This window comes from Agromyces indicus (genome assembly GCF_031432295.1).
GTDB classification, from domain to species: domain Bacteria; phylum Actinomycetota; class Actinomycetes; order Actinomycetales; family Microbacteriaceae; genus Agromyces; species Agromyces indicus.
The window spans coordinates 1-21,265 of record NZ_JAVKGS010000001.1 but is presented as its reverse complement, the minus strand read 5'-3'; the positions used below and the strand labels follow the sequence as shown (position 1 = coordinate 21,265).

Sequence of the window (21,265 nt, the reverse complement as noted above, 5' to 3'; positions counted from 1 at the left end):
AACCGCGGCATCCGTCACCGCTGCCAGGCGCCGGCCGGTCAGGCGACGCCGGCCGCTCGTGCGAGGTCGGCGGCGCGGGCGATCCCGTCCGTCCACGGTTCGCCGTGGCCCGGCAGCACCGTCCCGGCCCCGGTCGTCTCGAGGCGGGCCAGCGACTCGAGCGCCTGCGTGCTGTCGGCCGTGGCGGCGCGGGCGACGGCGCGCGGACCGGTCTCGCCCGTGTAGGGGTCGAGCGTCACGAGCGCGTCGCCGGAGAGCAGTACGTCGCGGTCCGGCAGGTGGAATCCGCAGTGCCCGTCGGTGTGCCCCGGCGACCAGACCGGCACCGGCCGGCCCGGCAGGTCGACGGGGGTGCCGTCCAGCAGCTCGCCCGAGGCATCCACCCCTCGGACGGTGAGGGCGCCGGCGAGCGCCATGCGACCGAGGACGGGCACCGCGCGCGGGTGCGTCAGCGGGTAGCGGATGCGGGCCGCCTCGTGCGCGTAGCGGTACGGATGCCGCACCAGCCGCAGGTCGCCCGGGTGCGCCCAGATCGGGATGCCGCGTTCGGCGAACCGGCGGGCGACGCCGACGTGGTCGAAGTGGCCGTGCGTCAGCACGAGGCCGGCGATCTGCCCGGGCCGTCGCCCGAGCGCGCGCAGCGTGGCGAGCAGCGGACTCCAAGAGCCGGGCAGGCCGGCATCGACGAGCGTGAGACCGTCGTCGTCGACGATCAGGTAGCAGTTGACGTGCGCCCGCTCGATCAGGAAGACGCCGTCGGCGACCTCTCGGAGCCGGGCGTCGGGTCGTGCGGCGGTGGCGGACATGCGGCGAGTGTACGGACCGCCTGCCACCGCGCCGACGGGCTTGACAGGCTCAGGCGTCCCTGCGCTGGCCGCGTCGGTTCTTCAACCACCAGAGGCCGAGCAGCCAGGTGCCGAGCGCGGTGACGATCCAGACGATGAGCGTCGCGAGCACCCACGTGACCGCGCCGTCGACGCGGATGCCGCCCGGGAACAGCGAGGCGATGAGCAGCGCGACGAACGTGGAGACGAGCCCGATGCCGCCGAGGATCGCGGAGGCGTACTGGCGCGCCACGTTGAAGATGAAGGGGGAGAGGATCGCCTGCGCGACGGTGAAGACGACCACGGCGACGATGAAGCCGCCGGCCTCGACCCGGAAGTCCTCGAGGAGCCATGCGGCGAGCAGGATGCCGAGCGCGGCCGTGATCAGCGAGATCGCGAGCCCGATGAGGAAGCGCACCATGCTCGCAGGCTAGCGCCGCCGACCGCCGCGGGAGGTGAGCGCACGCGCAAGTCGGGCCGTGCTCCAGGTGGAGCACGGCCCGACTCGGTCTTGGTGCGGCCGGCGGATCCCGCCAAGGTCGTTGTCCCGACCGCACCGGCTCAGGTTCGCGGCGGCGGGTGACGAGCCCCGCCGCCGCGAAGGATCAGGCGATGTCGGCGATCACCGCCTCGACCGCGCGGATGACCAGGGCTGCTGCGTCGGCGTCACCGCGGATCCGCTTGGGAGCCTGGGTGGCGATGAACTGCAGCTTCTCGGTCGCCGTCGCCGTGTCGTCGGCGGCGAGGGCCGCGTCGACCTCGTCGAGGACGTCGCCGAACGAGTTCACCGCGCCCTTGGTGATGCGCTGGTCGCCGGCGAGCGACGCGAGCAGCGAACGGATGTCGCCCGTCGAGGTCGTGAACATGAACTGGTCGAGGTCGACCCCGCCCGTCGAGGTGACGACCACGCGGCCGGTGCCCTCGGGGCTCGTCACGAGCGGCACGGAGACGTCGGTCCAGCCGGTCGAGTCGACCGCGAAGGTGGCGAACGGCTCGGCGTCGGCCTCGGCCCAGCGCAGCTGCACCGTGCCGGCACCCTTGGCGCGGAGCTCCGCGCCGGTGATGCCGCCGAACTCGACCGGGTCGTAGGCGATCCACTCACCCGAGCCGAGGCCCGAGAGGTACCGGAAGCCTTCCGCCGACTCGTCGTCGACGACCGTGACCTCGCCCTGGCGGGCGTCGCTGTGCTCCGCCTGCAGGGCGCGCGGGTTGAGCAGCACGACGTCGTCACCGGTCAGCGCCGGCGCCGTGTCGGTGCCCGCGTCGGTGTACGAGGCGCCGATCTGGCCGTAGATGTTCTCGGTCTCGCCGTGGCCGGCCTCGAGCGAGGTCTCGATCGTGGCGGTGCAGCCGGAGCCCGTGAACAGCGGGTGGGTGTGCGTGTTGTCGTGGCCGAGGCCGTAGCTCCACAGCACGCGGCTGCAGTCGATGTCCTCATCCGGGTCGGTGACCTTCACCTCGAAGGCGACCTCGTCGCCCCAGTCCACGAACGAGCCGTTGACGGGCGAGACGATCTCCACGATCGGGGCGGTGTTGCCCACCGTGATGGTGACCGAGGCGAGGCTCACGCGGCCTCCGGCGTCGGTGACGCGGACGCGCGCCTGGTACTGGCCGTCCTCCTCGTACGTGTACGAGGCGGTCGCCTCACCCGCGGTGAAGGTGCCCGAGTTCTCGAAGTCCCAGGCGTAGCTCAGCGCGAGCTCGTCCGGGTGCGAGGAGCCGGAGGCGTCGAACTCGACGGTCAGCGGACCGTCGCCCGAGGTCACGGATGCCTCGATGACCGCGCGGGGCCCCTTGGTGCCCTCGACGTAGTCGATCCGGTAGAGCCCGGCGTCCGGGTTCGCGCGGAAGAAGCCGTCGCCGTAGTTCAGCACGTAGAGCGCGCCGTCGGGGCCGAACTCGAGGTCCATGACGTTGTCCCACGCGCCGAGCGCGGCGCCGCCGAGGGCGCTGTTCGGCAGGAAGTCCTCGATCTTCGTGACCTCGCCGTCCGGGTCGTCCTGCGAGAAGACGAAGACGCGGTCGCGCGAGAACTCGCCCATGAAGGTCTTGCCGTCCCAGTAGGCCGGGAACTTCGTGTCGGACTCGTTCTCGGCGTCGTAGCGGTAGGTCGGGCCGCCCATGGGCGCCTGGCCTCCCGAGCCGAACTCAGGCCACGGCTGGTGCTCCGGACGGTCGCCGTACCAGATCTGCGGCGCGGTCGCGGTGGGCAGCTGGTCGAGGCCCGTGTTGTAGCTGCTCGTGTTGATGAGCGTGCCCTCGCAGTCGAACCACTCGCCGGGGGTCGCGGTCTCGAAGTCCCAGTCGTTGTAGTTCGCGTTGGGACCGTGGCAGAACGGCCAGCCGCCGTTGATCGGCTTCGTCGTCGACTGCCACTCCACGTAGCCCATGGGGCCGCGCAGGTCGTTCGCGGTTCCCGCGTCGGGGCCGTAGTCGCCCCACGTGACCGCGCCGGTCACCGGGTCGAAGTCCATGCGGAACGGGTTGCGCAGGCCCATGGCGAAGATCTCGGGGCGGGCGTCGGCCGTGCCCGGCGCGAACAGGTTGCCCTCGGGGATCGTGTAGCTGCCGTCCTCCTGGACCGAGATCCGCAGGATCTTGCCGCGGAGGTCGTTCGTGTTGCCGGCGCCGCGTCGGGCGTCGAACCCGGGGTTGTAGCCGGGACGGTCGTTGTTCGGCGCGTAGCCGTTGGCACCCGGGGTGCCCGCCGGGGTGTTGTCACCCGTGGCGAGGAGCACGTTGCCGTCGTTGTCGAAGGCGACGTCGCCGGCGACGTGGCAGCACTGCCCGCGCTGGACCTCGACCTTGATGATGTCCTGCTGGGTCGACATGTCGAGGGCGTTCGCCTCGGCGTCCCACTTGAAGCGGCTGAGCTGGTTGTAGCCGAGCCACTGGTCCCAGTACGAGGCGTCGGCGCCCGCGGGAAGCGTGTTGGGGGCGGATCCGGCCGGCGTGGTCGTCGGGTACGGCGCCTCCATCACGCGAGGCGCGTAGTAGAGGTAGACCCAGCCGTTCTCCTCGAAGTCGGGGTCGAGGGTGACCGTCTGCAGGCCGTCCTCGGAGTTGGCGTAGACGTCGATGGTGTTGACCGTCGTCGTCGTCCCCTGCGCCGGGTCGGTCAGCCGCAGCTGTCCGTTCCTGGTGGTGTGCAGGACCCGCGAGTCGGGCATCACGGCGAGGTCGATCGGCTCGCCCACGCCGTTCGTGGTGGCGAGCGTCACGCGCTCGTAGTTGGCCCACGTGGTGGCCGTGACCTCGTCTCCGTGGTCATGGCCGGGGTGAGCGGCGGCGGGCCCCGCGAAGGCGACGGATGCCGCGACTGCGGACCCGATCACCAGCGCCGCGAGGCGCGAACGTGCGATGTGCATGGATGTGCTCCAGTCGGATGGAAGGAGGTTCGGCGGGATCCATGTGGTACCGGGCCGCGCGGGGGGTTTGGTCACCCGCGCGGCCCGGGGTCTCGCGTCAGCCGCGCAGGGCGGCCAGGTTCGCGTACGACGACGCGGCGTTCTCGAGCGAGAGCGAGGGCGACGCGGGCGCCGGGATCGTGGCGGCGTTGTCCTGCTCGTACATCGCGTTGTGGTAGCCCTTGGCGCCGACGCGCTGGAAGAACGTCACGTAGTCGATGTCGCCCTGGCCGAACGGCACGATCGAGTAGCCGGCCGCGCTGCCGTTGCGGGCGCCGTCCTTCGCGTGGAAGAGCGGGAAGCGCGTGGTCTGCTCGGCCACGAGCCCGGCCGGGTCGAAGATGTCGTCGACGACGGTGCCGTCGGCGGCGGTGTAGCTCTGGAACCGGTGCTGTGCGACGTGCGCCCAGTAGATGTCCATCTCGAGGTAGACGGAGTTCGGGTCGGTGTTCTGCAGGAACCACTCCAGGCGGCGCAGGCCCGACGAGCGGGTGGGTCGACCGGCGGCGTCCAGCGGGCCCTCGTCGAGGAGGAAGCTGTACGCGGCGTCGTGGTTGTGCGTGTAGAGCTTCAGCCCGTGCGAGGCGGCACGCTCGCCGAGGATGTTCCAGCGATCGGCCGCGGCCTGCCAGTCGGCGAGGTACGCGCTGCCCGTCGGGTCGCTGCCGGTGCCGATGTGGCCGAATCCGAGGATGTTGGCCACCTCGCACGCGGCGTCGAACTGCGCGAGCGTGGTGTCGTTGATGACCGACGGGATGCTGCCGTGGTTGCCCTCGGCCTCGAGCCCGTTGTCGTCGAGCCAGGTGCGCAGCAGCTGGGCGCCCTGCGGGGTGCCCAGGTTGTTGCCGCCCTCCGAGTTGGCGTTCTGGGTGTAGCCGGCGAACTCGATCTGCTTGTAGCCGATCCGCGCGAGCTCCTCCAGCACCTCCTTGAAGCCGGACGGCAGGTCGCTCGTGAGCGGGTTGCGGCTGACGGCGTCGCGGACGGTGTAGAGGATGATGCCCCGCTTCCCGGGCGGGACGAGTACGCCGTTGCCGTTGCCCGGCGCGGCGGCGAGCGGTGCGGCGTGCGCGTGACCGCCGCCCGTGAGGCCCACGGCGGCGGCCGCGGCCATGCCCGTCGTGGCCGCCAGCAGCTGCCGGCGGCTCAGGCCGAGGCTGCGCCCGAGGACCCGGGCGTCGTGCTCGGCCTGTTCCGTCAGTTCATCCATGATGCTCCCTTGCACTGAACCGTTGTGGGGGACGGGCGGCGTTGCCCTTCGAGCCACTCTCCGCACCGTTGCTCGTGAGTTGGCGTCCACGAACTTTCTCGGACGCTACGGCATTAATCCGTCGCAGGTCAAGCAAAAGAGTTTGTTGGATGCGCGGCTTTCAACTTTCTACGACAAAAGCCCGGGTGCGATGTGGGCTCCGGCGAAGGGGCGCGGCACGCTCCGCTCTTCCGTCGCAGCCCTCCGAAGAGCAAGATGAGCGCATGCGACATCACGCCCGACGGCACGGCGCATGACCGCCGGAGCGTCCGACGCGAACGGCGGGGAGGGCGGCGGCCCGAGTGCCGACGGCCGCGCCGCGCGCCGGGTCCAGGGCACCTACTACACGCTCACGCTCGGCAACACGCTCGCCGCCTCCTTCATCTGGGGCATCAATACGCTGTTCCTCCTCGACGCGGGTCTCACCAACCTCGAGGCGTTCGCCGCGAACGCGTTCTTCAGCCTCGGGATGTTCGTGTTCGAGATCCCGACGGGCGTCGTCGCCGACACCCTCGGCCGCCGGGCGTCGTACCTGCTCGGCACCCTCACCCTCGCGGCGACGACCGCGCTGTACTGGATGCTCTGGGTGTGGCAGTCGCCGTTCTGGGCCTGGGCGGTCGTGTCGGTCCTGCTCGGGCTGGGCTTCACGTTCTTCTCCGGCGCCGTCGACGCCTGGCTCGTCGACGCCCTCACCGCGACGGGCTACTCGGGCAGCCTCGAGGCCGTCTTCGGCCGGGCCGTGGTGGTCGGCAACGTGGCGATGCTCGGCGGCTCGGTGCTCGGCGGCGTGATCGCGCAGCTGACCAACCTCGGCGTGCCGTTCCTCATCAGGGCCGGCATCCTCGTGGTGATGCTCGTCGTGGCCGCGGTGCTCATGCGCGACCTGGGCTTCACCCCCGAGCGCGGCGCCGGTCCGCTGAAGGCCACGCGCACCGTGCTGCGGGCGTCGATCACGCACGGACTCGGCAACCGCCCGGTCCGCTGGCTCATGCTCACCACCCCGTTCACGACGGGCGTGGGGTTCTACGCGTTCTACGCCCTCCAGCCGTACCTGCTCGAGCTGTGGGGCGACGAGGGCGCCTACTCGATCGCCGGTCTCGCGGCCGCCCTGCTCTCGGGTGCGGGCATCGTGGGCGGCCTGCTCGCGCCGGTCGTCCGGCGCCGCTTCCGCAAGCGGACCTCCGTGATCCTGCTGTCGACGATCACGAGCGCGGCGGTGCTCGTCGCGCTCGCCGTCTCGGCGAACTTCTGGGTCGCCGTGGTGCTCATCGCCGTCTGGGGCGTGTCGTCGTCCATCGACGACCCGGTGCACCGCGCGTACCTGAACGACATGATCCCGTCGAAGCAGCGGGCGACGGTCCTGTCGTTCGATTCGCTGCTCGGCAGCGCGGGAGGCGCGGCGATCCAGCCGGTCCTCGGTCGCACGGCCGACCTCGGCGGCTACGGCTTCTCCATGCTGTGGAGCGGCGTCTTCCAAGCGCTCGCGGTGCCGTTCGTGCTGCTGAGCCGGGCGCAGCACGACCCGGCCGACACGGCCCGCGAGGTGACGTCGGCGCCGCAGCCCGGCGACGAGCCGACGACGGATGCCGCGCTGCCGCCCACCGTCGACTGACGCTAGGGCCGCTCGCTCAGGCCGTGAGCGTGGTGACGCGTCCGTTGAGGTCGGATGCCGCGGCATCCGTCGACCACAGTGCGACGACCTCGTCGGCGAGGCGCTCTTCGAGGCCGGCGAGCGACTTCACGCGGAAGGTCACCGAGGCGGCGGGCGATTCCGCCTTGCGGAACCCGTCGGCGAGCGAGCGCATCCACGACTCGCTCGCGGCCTTGATCGCGGTGTAGTTCCCGCCGCCCGCGGTGGGCTTCTCGACCGTGGTCGACGACACGATCGCGATGCGCCCGGCGTCGGAGTCGACCAGGTCGTCGAAGAACACGCGGCTGACGTGGCGCAGCGCCGTGAAGGAGCGCTCGAGGAACCGGTAGTCCTCCTCGGTCTGGCCGGCGATGCCGCCGCCGCCGCGCCATCCGCCCACGAGGTGCACGATGCCGTCGACGTCGCCCACCTTCGCGTGCACGCGCATGGCCGCCTCGAGGACGTCGTCGCCGTCGGTGAGGTCGGCGCGCTCGCCGACGACGCCCGGGATCTCGACCTCGAGCTCGTCGAGCCGGCCCTGGTGGCTGCCGATGGCCACCACGCGCGCCCCCGCGTCGGCGAGGGCGCGGGCCACCGCGCGTCCGGCGGCGCTCGTCGCGCCCGCGATCACCACGACCTTGTCCTGCAGCTCAGTCACGGTAGGGCATCCTCTCATGCGTCTCGGGGCGCGCGCTCCACGCGCCGATGGTCGAGTAGGCCGCTCGCGGCCGTATCGAGACCCGTCGTCTCGATACGCGCGCTTCGCGTGCTACTCGACCACCGGCGTTGCAGCGATGTCGAGACCGGTCAGGCGTCGGCGGCGGTGATGCCCACCGTCGACTCGATGACCGGCTTCATCTTCTTGTCGAGCGCCTCGTAGAACATCGAGAGCGGGAACTCGTCGTCCATCACGAGGTCGGTGTAGCCCTTGGGCGGGCCCGCGAGCACCTCGCGGGGCAGGCCCTCGGCCCAGACCGACGCCGGGTTGGGCGTGAGCACCGAGCGGACCAGCTCGTACGCGGCGAGCCAGTGCGCCGTCTTCGGCCGGTCGATCGACTTCCAGTAGAGCTCGTCGATCGCGTCGCCGAGTTCGACGACGGCGTCGGGCACCGCGTCCCAGTCGAAGCTCAGCGAGACGTCGGTCCACTCGAGCACGTGCTTCTGGTGCAGCCACGCGAACAGCAGCTGTCCGCCGAGTCCGTCGTAGTTGCGCACCCGCGAGCCGGTGATCGCGAACCGGAAGATCCGGTCGAAGATCACCGCGTACTGCACGAGCTTGGCGTGCTCGAGCATCTGGGCGTCGACCGCGTCGAGCTCGTCGCCGGCCTCGACCCGCTTGCGCAGGCTGCGCTCGATCTTCACCGACTCGCGGAACGCGGTCAGGTCGCAGCGCAGCTCCTCCAGCGAGTAGAGGAAGTACGGCATCCGCTGCTTGATCATGAACGGGTCGAACGGCAGGTCGCCGCGCATGTGGGTGCGGTCGTGGATGATGTCCCACATCACGAAGGTGCGCTCGGCGAGCTCCTGGTCGTCGAGCAGCGACGCCGCGTCATCCGGCAGCTCGAGCTTCGTGATCTCGGAGGCCGCGCGCACGACCCGGCGGTAGCGGGCCGCCTCGCGGTCCTGGAAGATCGCGCCCCAGGTGAACGGCGGGATCTCGCGCATCGCGACCGTCTCGGGGAAGAGCACGGCCGAGTTGGTGTCGTAGCCGGGGGTGAAGTCGACCAGGCGCAGGCTCACGAAGAGCTTGTTGCCGTAGTCGCCGGCCTCGAGGTGCGCGATGAACTCCGGCCAGATCGTCTCGACGACGAGCGCCTCGACGTGCCGGTCCTGCGAGCCGTTCTGCGTGTACATGGGGAACACGACGAGGTGGCGGATGCCGTCGACGCGGTGCAGCTGCGGCTGGAACTCGACGAGCGAGTCGAGGAAGTCCGGCACGCCGAGGCCCTCGGCCTGCCACTTCCGGAAATCGGCCTGCAGCGCCTCGAGGTAGGCGGCCTCGTGCGGGAATCGCGGCGCGAGCGCGGCGACCGACTCCACGATGGCGTCGACGAGGGCGGATGCCTCGGGCCGGTCGGATTCCTCGGGAACCGAGCCGTCCTTGACCTGCAGCGACTGGAGGCGCGTGGCGGACTCCTTGAGGCGCAGCCAGGCCGGGTCGGTCTCGACGCCGTCGGCGAGGGCGATGAGCTCGGGGGTGATCGCGATGCCGGTCTCGTCCTCGAGAACCTCGGGCTCGCCAACGATTGCAGACAGGGTGTTCTGTGACATCGGAACCTCCGTTCTCAGGGGATCGGGCCTCACGGCGCTGGTGGTCGGAGCGCGAATCGCCCCGCTCGTCCAAGGCTACGTGCAGCCTCTCCGCGATTGATTGCGGGTGCGCGCGGGAATCTTGCGTCCACGCAAGATTTCGCGCTCGCAAGCTGCGGCGCGGCGCAGTCGCCGGGACACGTCGCTCGCGGCGGACTGGGAAACCGGCTCGGGAGGTTAGCGTGGAGGCATGGGGGAGGCGGCCGTCTCGCGCACGCGCCGGCCCGCGCGTCGCGTCGGGACGGCACTGTCGGCCGCCCTGCTGGCGACGGCACTCGCCTCGTGCACCGCGCTCGTGCCCGGGTCGCCGGTCGCGAGCGGCACGCCCGGTCCGCCGCCGACGGCCTCCGCTCCGCCGACGCCCTCGGGTCCGCCGCCCGAGTCGCCGCGGCTCGTGCCCGGCCCGCCGCGCCTGTCGGCCGCCGACGCGCCGGGCCTCGTCGGCCGACTCGCGGCGACCACCGGTCCGGACCTCGCCGTCGCCGTCCGCTGGGCCGTGCTGCCGGGCGCCAGTGCCCTGGGCGACCGCCTCGACGAGCGCGTCGAGCAGCTGGCGCGCGACTTCGCCGCTGCCCACGGCGCCGGGTGGGTGCCCGCGGTCGACGTCCTGCCGGGCGGCGACATCGGCCCGTGCCGCGGCGCCAGCCTCGGCACCACGGCCGGCGCGGTGCTCACGATCGACTGCGGCATCGTCACGGCGGCTGGCCCGCTGCTCGGCGAGCGGCTGACCGTGATCCGCCGCGAGCCCGGCGCTGCGGCATCCGTCGCCCGCGAGGTCTGGTACGCGGATGCCGCCACCGGGACAGTCCACGACGGGCCCGCGCTCTACGAGCCGGGGCGCGAACCGCGCGTGCTCGGACTCGTCGCCGAGGCGCTGCGCGCGACCGGCCGCATCGGCATCGAGGATCCGTGGGCCGGCGTCGACCCGGCCGCGGCCCGGGGGCTGCTCGTCGACTCGGCGGTGACGCCGACCGGCATCGTGGTGACGCTCCCACTCGCCGGGTCGGTCGTGCCGGTGTCGGTCCTCGTGCCCACCCGCCTGCTGCAGCCGTTCCTCAGCGAGGCGGGCCGCAGCGCCACCGCGACGGCCGCCGCCGACGAGCCGTTCGCCGCGCCGGCGGCGCCGGCGGGTGGCGACCCGGTCGACTGCTCGTTCGTCGCCTGCGTCTCGATCACGTTCGACGACGGCCCCACGGGCCTCACGCCCGGGCTGCTGGACGTGCTCGACCGGACCCGCGCGCCGGCCACGTTCTTCGTCCAGGGGTCGTCGGTGCAGCGCAACCCGGACACGGCCGCCCGCATCGTCGACAGCGGTCACGAGATCGCCAACCACACGTGGGGGCACCCCGACCTCACCAAGCTGAAGGACGACGCCGCGGTCCGCCGCGAGGTCGACCGCACGCAGGCGGCGATCCGCGAGGCCACGGGCGTGACCTCGCGCAGCATCCGCCCGCCCTACGGCGCTTCGGACCGGCGCGTGCGCGCCCTGGTCGCGCTGCCGTTCATCGTGTGGGACGTCGACACGAACGACTGGCGCGACCCGGGCGCCGACGTGATCGTGCAGCGCGCCGTGGCCGAGAGCCGACGGGGCAGCATCGTGCTCATGCACGACACGCACGAGCAGACGATCGAGGCGGTGCCGAGCGTCATCGCCGGGCTCCGGGCGCGCGGGTTCACGCTGGCGACGGTGTCGGCGCAGTTCGGCGGTGCGCTGCCCGCGTCGGGCCTCGTCAGCCACGGTCCCCGCTGAGTCGGCCGCCCGCAGCACTGGCCCGCTCGGACCGGCCCGGCTCGGTGCAGGCACGGATGCCGCGTGCCGAGATCCCTCAGCGGCATCCGTGCGACCACCCGGGCAGTTCGCGGGCGAATCGGCGGGAGGGCACTGATCCCGGGAGACCTGAGGATTCCTAATCTCTGTTTCATCCCCGCTCCAGAGAGTCGGGTCCCGTGAAGGAGAAGGAACCATGAACACCAACCGAACCGCCATCGTCGGCGGAACCGCCGCGCTGCTGCTGGTGCTGACCGGCTGCGCCGGGGTCGAAGGACAGTTCGATGACGGCGCCCGCGCCGAGTCCGCGCAGCAGCGGGTGTCGGCCGCACAGTCGAACCTCAGCCCCGAGCAGGTCGCCCAGGCGATCGAGGCGTACGAGCGCCTCCGCGAGGTCAAGGAGGCGGAGTTCCGGTCGCAGGCCGCCGAGCGCGCCGCAGCCGACATGACCCGCAACGAGCGCATCCGCGAGGTCCGGCAGTCGGAGTCGACGCGTACGCTCAGCGTGCAGGAGCGCATCCGCCAGGCGAAGCAGGCCGAGTCGCGGCCGCTCACGTCCTACGCCCAGGCCGAGGTGCAGGAGCTGGTGCGCCAGTCGAAGCAGTCCGAGTCGGAGCCGGCGCCGCAGGGCCCGACGCCCATGACGCCGGAGCAGGTGCGCGAGTTCAAGGCATCGCAGGTGCAGTGAGCAGCGGGCACGACGACCTGGACATCCACCACGGGGCGCGGAGCCGGTGAGCGATCACCGGTCACGCGCCCCGAGCACGTGCGCACGGGTCCGACGCGCCGCAGCGGCATGACGTTGGTCCGTCGATGCATGGCCCGGACGCGACATGATGCAGGCATGGACGCCTCTGGTGCCGCACCCGAACCCGCACCCGATCCCGCACCCGCGACGCAGCCCGCAGCCGGGGCCGCGCCCACCGGGCGACCGGATCGCACGTTGCTCGTGATCCTCGGCGTGATCGCCGCGCTGGTGATCGTGGCGCTCGTCGTCGTCTTCTCCCGCGGCGAGCCGGCGCGGCTCGACGAGTCCACCCCGGAGGGCGTGGTGCAGGCCTACGCTTCCGCGGTCATCGACGGCGACGAGGACGAGGCGATCCGGCACCTCGTCCCGGAGGTCGCCGACGACTGCGTGCCCATCGACGGCGCGCCGACGGACCGGATGCGCGTGACGCTGGTCTCGACGACCGAGCGCGACGACTCGGCCGATGTCGAGGTGCTCATCTCGTGGTCGTACGACGAGGGGCCCTTCGGCGGGTCCGGCGTCGATGAGCGCGGCGACTTCGACCTGGTGCGGGCCGATGACGGATGGCGCATCGAGACGGCGCCGTGGCCGCTCACGATCTGCGACCCGGGGAGGTGGCGAGGATGACCGCGCCCGCGCCCGGCGGTGCGCAGCGGACGGTGCGTCGCCTCATCGTCTACGGGCTCCTGTTCGTCCTCGTCGTCATCACCGCCATCGGACTCGCGGGGCTGCTCGAGCGACTCATCGACGCCGGCACCCCGATCGCGGGCGGCGGCGCCTCCGACCTCGCCCTCTGGCTCGCCTTCACGCTCATCGGCGGACCGCTCGCCGCCGTGCTCTGGTGGGTGGTGTGGCGTCGTCTCGGCGACGAAGCCGAACGCGGCTCGCTCGCGTGGGGGCTCTACCTGACCGCGATGTACACCGTGTCGCTCGTGGTGGCGACCTCCGCACTGCTCGCGGCGGCGACCGCGGCGCTCGAGGGTCGCGCGCTGCCCACCGAGCTCGCGACCGGCCTCGTCTGGGCGGCGGTGTGGGGCTGGCATCGGTGGATGTCGCGGCATCCGGTCAAGCACCCGACGCGCCTGCGCACCGTGCCGTTCGTGATCGCGGCGGTCTCCGGCCTGGTGCTGCTCGTCTCGGGAGCGATCGGCGCGCTGGGCACGCTCCTCGACGAGGCGATCCTCGGCGCCACCGCTCCGGCGCTCGCGGGCGCTCCCTGGTGGCGGAGCGTGGCGGACGCCCTCGTCACGGCCGCGGTCGGCGGCCTGATCTGGTGGTGGCACTGGGCACGCGACGGGGTTCGCGGGTTCCGGACGGGATTCGCGGCGGTCGCGCTGGTGGTCGTCGGCGTTCTCGGCGGCGCCGCGGTGACCCTCGCCGGCGTCGGGACGGCCCTGTGGGTGGCGCTCCGCCTCGTCCTCGACCACACCGAGACGGCGACGCGGATCCTGGAACCGCTGGGCGGTGCCCTCGCGGCGGCCGCGGTCGGCGCGCTGGTGTGGCGTTCGCACCAGCGGATCGCGGCGGTCCGCTCGGACGGCACGCGCCGCGCCGCGAGCCTCGTGCTGTCGGGCCTGGGGCTGGCGGCGGCCGCGTCGGGCATCGGCGTCATCGTGAACGCCACGCTGGGCGCGTTCGTGAGTTCGCTCGTCGCCGCCGACACGCGAACCCTCCTGCTCGCGGGCATCGCCGCGCTGGTCGTCGGCGCGCCCGTGTGGTGGCTGGCCTGGCGACCGACGCGGCGTCCGGACGCCGAGGAGCTCGGCTCCCCGGGTCGACGCGTCTACCTCGTCGCCGTGTTCGGCATCAGCGCGGTCGTCGCGCTCATCGCGCTGCTCGTCGTCGGCTTCCGGGTGTTCGAGTTCGTGCTCGATGCGACGACCGGCGCGAGCCTCCTCGACCGCGTCCGCGCACCGCTCGGCCTGCTCGTCGCGACCGCCCTCGTCTTCGCCTACCACTTCGCGGTCTGGCGTCGCGACCGGTCGGCGATCGCCGAGCAGGGGCTCGCGCCCGCGCGGCGCATCGCGCGCGTGGTGCTCGTGGCGACGGATGACGCGGCCGCGCTCGCCCCCGCGATCGAGGCGGCGACGGGCGCATCGGTCACGGTGTGGCGTCGCGAGCCGGTCGCAGGCGCGCCGTCCGCCGAGATCCAGGTGCCGGATGCCGCAGCCATCGCCGCCGCGTTCGACGGCATCGCCGCCCGCCGCGTGCTCGTGCTCGCCGGTCCCGGCGGTCGGTTCGAGGTCGTGCCGCTGGTCGACTGACGCCCGACGTCAGGAGTAGTCGGCGGTCACGGTCCGTGCGCCGCCGTCGAGGCGCATCGTTCCGCCGTGCGGCACGATCCACTGCGGACGGGTGTGCCCGAATGGCACGCCGACGCAGACGACCGCGTCGGGCGCGTAGCGGGCCACCTGTTCCACGATGGCGTCGCGTTGGGCCGCCCGATGGCGTGCGCGCTCCTCCGCGCTCGGAACGGGTGAGCCGATGGCGCTGGCCGGCGTGCGCGCGACGAGGACCCCGGCGACCGCCGCGAGGAGGCCGCGCTCGCCGAGTCCGCGCACCCATCGCCTGACCTGCTCCGGCGAGGGCAGTTCCTCGCTCGTCTCGAGCAGCAGGATGCCGCCCTCGAGGTCCTCCGTCTGCGGCATCCGCTCGGCGAGGGCGAGCTGGTCGATGACTTCGAGGCAGCCGCCCCACGTCGGGCCCTCGACGGCGCGGGCGGGACCGGCCCACGCCCACGCCTCGGTCGGTTCGTGGCCGCCGAACTCGGTGAGCGCACGCGGGTCGGCCCAGTCGATGCCGAAGTCCTGCGACCTGCCCGGTTCGGTCAACTCGATCACGCCGCCCTCGAGCAGCGCCGCGCGAAGCGAGATCCGGTGCACGTCGTCGACGCGCGGTCCCGGGCCGAGGTGCACCTGCGTCGACCCGCCGTAGTAGCTCGGCACGCCGACGCTCCAGAGGAGGTTGTGCAGGCTGGTGTTGTCGCTGTACCCGAGGAACGGCTTCGGATTCGCCGCGACCACGTCGGCGTCGACGTGCGGGACCACGGTGACCTGGTCGTCCCCGCCGATCGTCGCGATGATCGCCCGGATCGAGGCATCCGCGAAGGCCGCGGTGACGTCGGCGGCCCGCGCCTCCGCGCTCGCGCCCAGCTGCCGCGTCGTCGGGAACTCCACGGGGACGAGGCCCGTCGTCTCCGCGAGCCGCTCCATGGCCTGCTCGTGGACGCGCGCGGCCACCGCGGGCGCGGCGAACGCGGGGGAGAGCACGGCGATGCGGTCTCCGGGTCGGGCCTTCGGCACGTGCGGGAATCGGCGGGCGCTCATGCCTCGATCCAACCAGCCGGCGGGGTTCACGCGGTGCGGCCGGTGTCGTTCTCGCCGAAGCGGTCGCCTGCGGCATCCGCTTCTCGAGCCTCGCTAGGCGGAGTCCCTCAGGGGCTCGAGCGCGGCGAGGATGAGGTCGAGGCCGAACGCGAACTCCTCCGTCGGGTCGTAGCCGGCGGCGACGAGGGCTGCGGCGGACTCGTTGAGGTGGGGGAATTGCTCCGGAGGGAGTCGGGGCAGGTAGACCCCCTCGGTCATCTCGGCGAGTTCGTGGGCGGTGTCGAACGGCAGCCCGGCTTCCTGCAGGGCGAAGCCGTACACGTAGCTGTCGAGCAACCAGTTGGCGTGGGTCGCCATCACGACCGAGAAGCCGGCCCGTCTCAGGCAGGCGGTGACCGCTTCGCGGTGGCGGAGGTTCGCGGGGCCGGGCGAGGTCCGCGACTCCATCAGGCCGATCGCCCACGGGTGTCGCGCGAGCACCTGACGGGCGGATGTCGCGCGGCGCCGGATCGCCGACTGCCAGTCGGTGCCGTCGGGCGGGAGTTCGATCTCCTGGAAGACGACGTCGATCATCGCGTCGAGCAGCTCGTCCTTGTTCGCCACGTAGTGGTACAGCGACATCGCGCCCGCGCCGAGCTCGCCGGCCAGCCGGCGCATGCTGAGCCCGCCGACGCCCTCGCGATCGGCGAGCCGGATCGCGCGCTCCACGACCCGCTGCGCGCTGAGCCCTGCGTCGGGCGGGACCGGGCGTTGTCTCTCCACGGGATCGGGTCTCCTCATTCGGGGCGGACACTTGACAATCGTACACTGTACGGGTCAGAGTACAGCGTACGACGTACGGTGTACGAAACGCCGTACCTGAAGTGAAAGGCAACCGATGACCATGCGCACGACCACCGCGAACCTGCTCGACAGCCCGCCCGTCCCCGTCCAAGCCAAACTGGCCGCCGCGTGGACCAGCTTCATGTTCCTGTACGTCTACGTGGACTACTACCACCTGTACAAGCCCGGTGCCGTCGACGACATCCTCGCCGGTGTCGTGTTCGAGTTCGACATCAGCCCGGCGTTGCTGACGGGCTTCCTCGCACTGATCGCGATTCCCGCCCTGATGGTGATGCTCTCGATGACGCTCCCGGCCCGGGTGAACCGCGGCGTGAACCTCGTCGTGGCCTCGCTGTACATCCCGGTCACGGTGTTCAACGCGGTCGGGGAATCGTGGGAGTGGGCCTCGTTCTACGGACTCTCCATCGGTCTCGAGCTGTTGCTGCTCGCGGCCATCCTCCGCTTCGCCTGGGCGTGGCCCCGGACCGCCGCCCCCGCCGAGCCGGCGACCAACGACCTGCGGGAGGGCGTCCGGCGCTAGACATCCCCAGGGCGACGTTCGCCGGCGGCGATGGAGGAGTGTCGAGATCAGTGGCCTTCTGGACCCATAGTCTGCGTGGATGACGACCCGACCCGAATGGAGCTCGGCCAAGGCCACGATCGTGCTCGCCGTGGGCGTTGCGCTCTTCGTGGTCGGCATCTGGGTTGCCACTCTCCTCACGCCGAGCCCTCGGCCGATGACGGTCGAGGCTGCAGCCGCGGAGGTGGCGGCTCGGCTCGACCGGATCGAAGGCACCCTCCCCGAAGCATCCGTGCTCGATCGTTCGGAGACGATTGCACGAGAAGCGTGCCCTCTCGAAGGGCGAGGGGAGCAGGCACGGGTTGTGCGGGTGATCGATGTGGACCCGGAGTTCGATCGGGTGACCTGGGCCAGGGCCCTGGCCGAGGAGTTCGCCGAGTCAGACGGGTGGGTGGTTCGCACGAAAGCGCTCGAAACCCGCGAGAACCTCGAGATCCGCGTCGTCGGGCGCGACCTGCTCGTGGTCGACATCATCGCGCGCGGCGACCCTGCCCAGGCACGCATCACCCTGCGCTCCCGGAGCGAATGCAGCAGCGCCAGCTGATCGGTGGTGATGGGTGTGGACCGATCCGTCGGTGGCACGCTCAGGTGCGGAGTTCGTGCCGGAGCGGCTTCAGCCGGGTCGGCGCATCGGTGGCCGCCACCCATTCGCAGGTGAAGCTGCCGTGGTAGCCGAACAGCAAGCCGAAGCGGTCGTTGTGCACCTCGAGGTCGACGTGGAACCGCTCGTCGGCGTCGTCGTAGCGTTCGCGGAGGGTCGCCTTCCCGCTGAACGACATGGGGAAGCGGAAGCCGATGGCTCCTTCGTAGAATCGCTGCGCGTCCGAGGTCAGCAGCAGCCCACCGTCCTCACCGACGGTGAGGTCGAGGTCGACGGCGAGGTGCTGGTGCGTGCCGAGGTAGTCGACGATCCGCTCACCGACCAGGATCATCGTCGCGTCGAACCTGCGCCGCCGCCCGCCAACGGTGTACTCGCGGACGAAGGTGACCGTCTCACGGCCGAACGGGTCGACGTAGGGGTAGTTCTCGATGGTGAAGGGAACCTCGGTGCCGACATCCGGTATCAGGATGTTGCGGAGCCGGCCGATCTGCAGGAAGGGCACGGTCCACCACGGGCCGCGCCGAATCTCACTCATCACGCCCCGGCCGATGCAGGCCTCGCCGCGGTCCAAGCCGACACCGAACCTGCGCTGCATCATCGGGTGCAGCCGCGCGAACGCTTCGGCCCCGAGCGCGCGTTCGAACATGGAGGTCATCGCAGCGTCTCCGGGTCGGGCAGGGCCGCCAGCGTCGCCGGCGCCGTTCGCAGGTGGTCGGCGCGCCGTCGCTGCCCCTCGGGAGCCCGCCGGCATCGGGACGCGCGCGGGCGATCGGGTCGCCACAGCCGGGCCACGCTCGCCAACGGCCAATGCTCCGGCGGTGGGCCACCCTCGAGCCAGATCCGGAGCCGGTCGAAGCTCCACGCCGTAGCCCACCCGATGACCGGTCGGACCAGCACATCGAGCAGACCCCAGCCGGGCTCGTAGTCGTACCCGGTGATGAAGCGGATGCCGCCGGGAACCGGCTCGTACCGCCAGTACCCGCGCCCCGAGCGGATCGGTGAGAACCGGTCCGGCGTCCAGAACCGCAGGGCGGACGTACGGGACCCGTCCGGGCGGGAGACCTCCCCGAGGTTCACACCCGTGCCGCGCACGGTGTGGAACGGTGTGCGGCGGGTGTACTCGAACCGGGCCGCACCGCCTTCGGTGACGCCCGCCGGCCGGATCTCGGAGAAACGGACATCCCACCTCACATGCTGCACCGGGTCCTGCGTCACAGCCCAGATCGAGTCGAGGTCCGCCCCGATGGTCGCCTCGACGTAGATGCTGCGGGAAGACACGATCCGACACTAGTGAACCGTTCGATCCGGATCCCTCAGCCACCTGCCGATCGCGGCCGCGCCGGCCACGGCTCCCACGGGCCAGCACCGGGAACGAGATGACGCGCGCGTTCTGAACGCTCGATCGGTACTTCGTCTGTTCGAGATTGACCCGTGGCCGTGCGAACGCCGGGTTCTTCCAAGCGGTAGCCGAGCCATTCGCTCCCCTGCGGGTTCACGGATTCGCGGTAATGGCCGGTGACGACCATCCGCACTGTCCACTCCAGGTCGTCGGCCAGGGAACGGACATCGTCATCGCAGGCGTCGCACCCGCACACCGGGAAGTGGAAGTCGTGCAGCACCCCCGCGTGCAGGTAGACGCCGGGGAATGAGGTCAGCACGAACGTGAGCGGCGCAGACGCGGTCGACCTGGGCGTCAATCGCACCGAGTGAATCGGATCGTCCGGTTGCAGAAGCAGATCCGCCGCCACTTGGCTGCCAGTCTCGACCTCGACATCGAACGTGGACGCGAGCCACTCGATCAATGCATGCGCGACTGCGTGCAGGCCCGCGAAGCGATCCAGGTTGCTGGTGCGCGAGTAGGCGCCCTCAGGAGGCCCGTTCGGTCCCCACCGGTTGCCGTATTCGATCGGCGTGCCATCCTCATCGACATACACACCCACCGGGAGCTCGGGTCGTTCGTAGCCCATCACAACTCGACCGTATGCGGCCAGGTAACTCGACGCCGGAGCACGGCCGGAGATACCCCTCCACGAAGTGAGTGGCGGGTTCAATCCCCGGGACTCAGCGGGCTCGCCGTGGGTCCCTCGACGCGCACGATCGCTCCGGCTCGCCCGGTTGGCTCGGCGTCTTCTCCCCCGAGGTGCAGGGTGTCCTCCCGTTTGGGGCTGACTCTATGATCCTCAGATGGACGCGTCTGTGGCACCCGCACGGCTGTCGGCCGCGCGGCGCGGGGTGTCGATGCTGTTCATCGCGAACGCCGTGGTGTTCGCGACGATCGTCACCCGTTATCCGGAGGTGAAGGAGCGGTTCGACCTCGGGGAGTTGACCTTCGGCGTGATGGTCGCGTGCGGGCCGGTGGGCGCGGTGCTGGGAAGCGTGGCCGCGGGCCGGTTGGTCAATCGCCTGGGCGCGGTGCCGGTGGCGGTGGCGTCCTCGCTGCTGCTCGGCGCACTGCTGGTCGTGGCCGGCTTCGCCAGTGAGGCGGTCGCCTTCGGAGCGATCCTGTTCACTCTGGGGTTCGTCGATGCGACGGGCGATGTCGGGAACAACGCGCACGGGCTCGCCATCCAACGCCTGGTCGGCCGGTCGATCATCAACGGCCTGCACGGCGCCTGGAGCGCCGGGGCGATCGCGGGGGCCGCACTTGGCGCGCTCGCCCTCCAGCTGGGCATTCCCATCTCCATCCACTTGGGAGTCACCGGAGCGGCCATCGTGGTCGGCAGTCTCGTCGCGCTCCCGCTCGTGCGGCTGCGCACCGCACCTCCGCTTCCACCGCAGCCTGGCCATCATCGCCGTTCCAGCCCGGTCACGGCGATGCTCGTCACGGCGTGCGCCCTCGCCGTCATCGGCGCCTTCCTGGAGGACCTCGGATCGACCTGGGGCGGCGTCTACGCGGTCGCCGAGACCGGTGCCCGGGTCGCATCCGCGGCCATCCCGTTCGCCGTACTGATGACAACCCTCACACTGGGGAGGTTCGCCGCCGATGCACTGGTGGACCGGATCGGCGTCGTCAGCACCATCCGGGCCGGTTCGATGGTCGCACTGTTCGGACTCCTCATCGCGGTGCTCGCTCCGGAGACGTGGGTCGTCGCGGTCGGCCTCGGTCTCCTCGGGCTCGGGATCGCGCCGATGATCCCGCTCGCGATGGACGCCGCGGAACGCGCGCCCGGGATCACGGCCGGAACGGGACTCGCTATCGCGGCAACCGTCATGCGCCTCGGTTTCCTCGCGTCACCGTTGCTGGTCGGGGCGATCGCCGAGTGGACCGGCCTCAGGGTCGCACTCGCGCTATGCCTCGTCGTGCCCGTGACGGCGTTCGCGATCGCCGGCCGCTTGCATCACCCGCCACCGCGCACCACCCCGGATGCAGTCGGCGCCGACTGAATCTGCACTATCCATCCCTCACTGCATCGTCGAGTGACAGCGACGCGGTGGGACACTGATCGCTGTGACTGTCGAGTTCGAGTGCCAGACGCACGTGCCCGCCGACGTGCGCGAGACCTTCGACCGCTCGCGGAGCATCGACCTGCACATGGCGTCGATGTCGGATTCGCGCGAGCGCGCGATCGGCGGTGTCACCGCCGGCCTGATCAGCGAGGGCGAAGAGGTCACCTGGCGGGCATGGCATTTCGGGGTGCCGATCCGAATGACCAGCCGCATCACTGCGATGACGGAACCGGAGTACTTCGTCGACGAGCAGGTGCGCGGTCCGTTCCGCGCGTTCCGGCACGAACACGAGTTCAAACCGGACGGGTCCGGAACGCTCATGATCGATCGCGTGAAGTTCGACGCGCCACTCGGACCCCTCGGGGCAGTGGCGGAACTGGTGATCGGCCCTTACCTGCGCCGTCTCATCGAGAAGCGCAACGCGCATATCGCGGCACACTGACTGATCGCTGCCGATCCCTTGGCGGGCGTCGTGCTAGATGCTTGCCTCCCACCCGCCGTACTCGGCTTGAGGATGAACTGCAACGATTCCCTCGAAGAACATGCGAGCCTC

20 protein-coding genes are annotated in these 21,265 nt (G+C 71.3%); 9 read left to right on the top strand and 11 right to left on the bottom strand.

What is annotated here, in order from left to right; all coding sequences use genetic code 11:
• Positions 1 to 38 precede the first annotated feature (38 nt).
• The 4 genes from RH861_RS00100 to RH861_RS00085 all read right to left on the bottom strand — a co-directional run bounded on the left by RH861_RS00100 (position 39) and on the right by RH861_RS00085 (position 5,441).
• Positions 39 to 806 (bottom strand): MBL fold metallo-hydrolase, encoded by a 768-nt coding sequence (locus RH861_RS00100; protein ID WP_310519202.1) that lies wholly within the window; start codon positions 804 to 806, stop codon positions 39 to 41.
• A 49-nt stretch (positions 807 to 855) separates the two neighbouring features.
• Positions 856 to 1,245, bottom strand: a complete 390-nt coding sequence (locus RH861_RS00095) for a phage holin family protein (protein WP_248599020.1) — start codon at positions 1,243 to 1,245, stop codon at positions 856 to 858.
• 184 nt (positions 1,246 to 1,429) lie between these two features.
• The gene (locus RH861_RS00090) at positions 1,430 to 4,192 is read right to left on the bottom strand and encodes a PQQ-dependent sugar dehydrogenase (RefSeq protein WP_310519201.1); all 2,763 of its coding nucleotides are present in this window, start codon (positions 4,190 to 4,192) and stop codon (positions 1,430 to 1,432) included.
• A 97-nt stretch (positions 4,193 to 4,289) separates the two neighbouring features.
• Positions 4,290 to 5,441: a sugar phosphate isomerase/epimerase family protein gene (locus RH861_RS00085; protein ID WP_310519200.1), complete on the bottom strand. Its 1,152-nt coding sequence runs from the start codon at positions 5,439 to 5,441 to the stop codon at positions 4,290 to 4,292.
• Positions 5,442 to 5,733: 292 nt separating this feature from the next.
• Here RH861_RS00085 and RH861_RS00080 point away from each other — a divergent pair, with 292 nt between their 5' ends.
• A complete protein-coding gene (locus RH861_RS00080; RefSeq protein WP_310519199.1) occupies positions 5,734 to 7,092 on the top strand; it encodes an MFS transporter in 1,359 nt (452 codons plus the stop codon).
• A 16-nt stretch (positions 7,093 to 7,108) separates the two neighbouring features.
• Here RH861_RS00080 and RH861_RS00075 read toward each other — a convergent pair whose 3' ends face one another.
• Together RH861_RS00075 and RH861_RS00070 are read right to left on the bottom strand one after the other, a co-directional pair.
• A complete protein-coding gene (locus RH861_RS00075) occupies positions 7,109 to 7,768 on the bottom strand; it encodes an SDR family NAD(P)-dependent oxidoreductase (RefSeq protein WP_310519198.1) in 660 nt (219 codons plus the stop codon).
• Between the two features lie 149 nt (positions 7,769 to 7,917).
• On the bottom strand, positions 7,918 to 9,381 hold the full coding sequence (locus RH861_RS00070) for a DUF6421 family protein (RefSeq protein ID WP_310519197.1): 1,464 nt from the start codon (positions 9,379 to 9,381) through the stop codon (positions 7,918 to 7,920).
• A 229-nt stretch (positions 9,382 to 9,610) separates the two neighbouring features.
• Between RH861_RS00070 and RH861_RS00065 the strand changes: the two genes are divergently transcribed.
• The 4 genes from RH861_RS00065 to RH861_RS00050 all read left to right on the top strand — a co-directional run bounded on the left by RH861_RS00065 (position 9,611) and on the right by RH861_RS00050 (position 14,200).
• The gene (locus tag RH861_RS00065) at positions 9,611 to 11,170 is read left to right on the top strand and encodes a polysaccharide deacetylase family protein (protein ID WP_310519196.1); all 1,560 of its coding nucleotides are present in this window, start codon (positions 9,611 to 9,613) and stop codon (positions 11,168 to 11,170) included.
• A 214-nt stretch (positions 11,171 to 11,384) separates the two neighbouring features.
• Entirely contained in the window at positions 11,385 to 11,876 is a 492-nt protein-coding gene (locus RH861_RS00060; protein ID WP_310519195.1) for a hypothetical protein, read from the top strand.
• A gap of 156 nt (positions 11,877 to 12,032) precedes the next feature.
• The gene (locus RH861_RS00055; protein WP_310519194.1) at positions 12,033 to 12,563 is read left to right on the top strand and encodes a hypothetical protein; all 531 of its coding nucleotides are present in this window, start codon (positions 12,033 to 12,035) and stop codon (positions 12,561 to 12,563) included.
• On the top strand, positions 12,560 to 14,200 hold the full coding sequence (locus tag RH861_RS00050) for a DUF5671 domain-containing protein (protein WP_310519193.1): 1,641 nt from the start codon (positions 12,560 to 12,562) through the stop codon (positions 14,198 to 14,200). Before RH861_RS00055 ends, RH861_RS00050 begins: the two co-directional genes overlap by 4 nt.
• A 9-nt stretch (positions 14,201 to 14,209) precedes the next feature.
• Here RH861_RS00050 and RH861_RS00045 read toward each other — a convergent pair whose 3' ends face one another.
• Together RH861_RS00045 and RH861_RS00040 are read right to left on the bottom strand one after the other, a co-directional pair.
• Positions 14,210 to 15,262: a S66 family peptidase gene (locus RH861_RS00045; RefSeq protein ID WP_310519192.1), complete on the bottom strand. Its 1,053-nt coding sequence runs from the start codon at positions 15,260 to 15,262 to the stop codon at positions 14,210 to 14,212.
• 93 nt (positions 15,263 to 15,355) lie between these two features.
• A complete protein-coding gene (locus RH861_RS00040; RefSeq protein ID WP_374760936.1) occupies positions 15,356 to 16,042 on the bottom strand; it encodes a TetR/AcrR family transcriptional regulator in 687 nt (228 codons plus the stop codon).
• Positions 16,043 to 16,139: 97 nt separating this feature from the next.
• Between RH861_RS00040 and RH861_RS00035 the strand changes: the two genes are divergently transcribed.
• The gene (locus tag RH861_RS00035) at positions 16,140 to 16,625 is read left to right on the top strand and encodes a DUF6326 family protein (RefSeq protein ID WP_310519190.1); all 486 of its coding nucleotides are present in this window, start codon (positions 16,140 to 16,142) and stop codon (positions 16,623 to 16,625) included.
• A 79-nt stretch (positions 16,626 to 16,704) separates the two neighbouring features.
• The gene (locus RH861_RS00030) at positions 16,705 to 17,208 is read left to right on the top strand and encodes a hypothetical protein (RefSeq protein ID WP_310519189.1); all 504 of its coding nucleotides are present in this window, start codon (positions 16,705 to 16,707) and stop codon (positions 17,206 to 17,208) included.
• A 40-nt stretch (positions 17,209 to 17,248) separates the two neighbouring features.
• On the opposite strand, the gene RH861_RS00025 is transcribed toward RH861_RS00030, so the two are convergent.
• The 3 genes from RH861_RS00025 to RH861_RS00015 are packed head-to-tail and all read right to left on the bottom strand — an operon-like array spanning position 17,249 to position 19,232.
• Positions 17,249 to 17,920, bottom strand: a complete 672-nt coding sequence (locus RH861_RS00025) for a DUF4166 domain-containing protein (RefSeq protein ID WP_310519188.1) — start codon at positions 17,918 to 17,920, stop codon at positions 17,249 to 17,251.
• Positions 17,917 to 18,543, bottom strand: a complete 627-nt coding sequence (locus RH861_RS00020) for an SRPBCC family protein (protein WP_310519187.1) — start codon at positions 18,541 to 18,543, stop codon at positions 17,917 to 17,919. The genes RH861_RS00025 and RH861_RS00020 overlap by 4 nt, the downstream gene beginning before the upstream one ends.
• A 35-nt stretch (positions 18,544 to 18,578) precedes the next feature.
• Positions 18,579 to 19,232 (bottom strand): DUF6226 family protein, encoded by a 654-nt coding sequence (locus tag RH861_RS00015; RefSeq protein WP_310520255.1) that lies wholly within the window; start codon positions 19,230 to 19,232, stop codon positions 18,579 to 18,581.
• A gap of 271 nt (positions 19,233 to 19,503) precedes the next feature.
• Between RH861_RS00015 and RH861_RS00010 the strand changes: the two genes are divergently transcribed.
• Both RH861_RS00010 and RH861_RS00005 read left to right on the top strand, forming a co-directional pair.
• Positions 19,504 to 20,649: an MFS transporter gene (locus RH861_RS00010; protein WP_310519186.1), complete on the top strand. Its 1,146-nt coding sequence runs from the start codon at positions 19,504 to 19,506 to the stop codon at positions 20,647 to 20,649.
• Positions 20,650 to 20,713: 64 nt separating this feature from the next.
• Positions 20,714 to 21,154 (top strand): SRPBCC family protein, encoded by a 441-nt coding sequence (locus RH861_RS00005; protein ID WP_310519185.1) that lies wholly within the window; start codon positions 20,714 to 20,716, stop codon positions 21,152 to 21,154.
• Positions 21,155 to 21,265 lie beyond the last annotated feature (111 nt).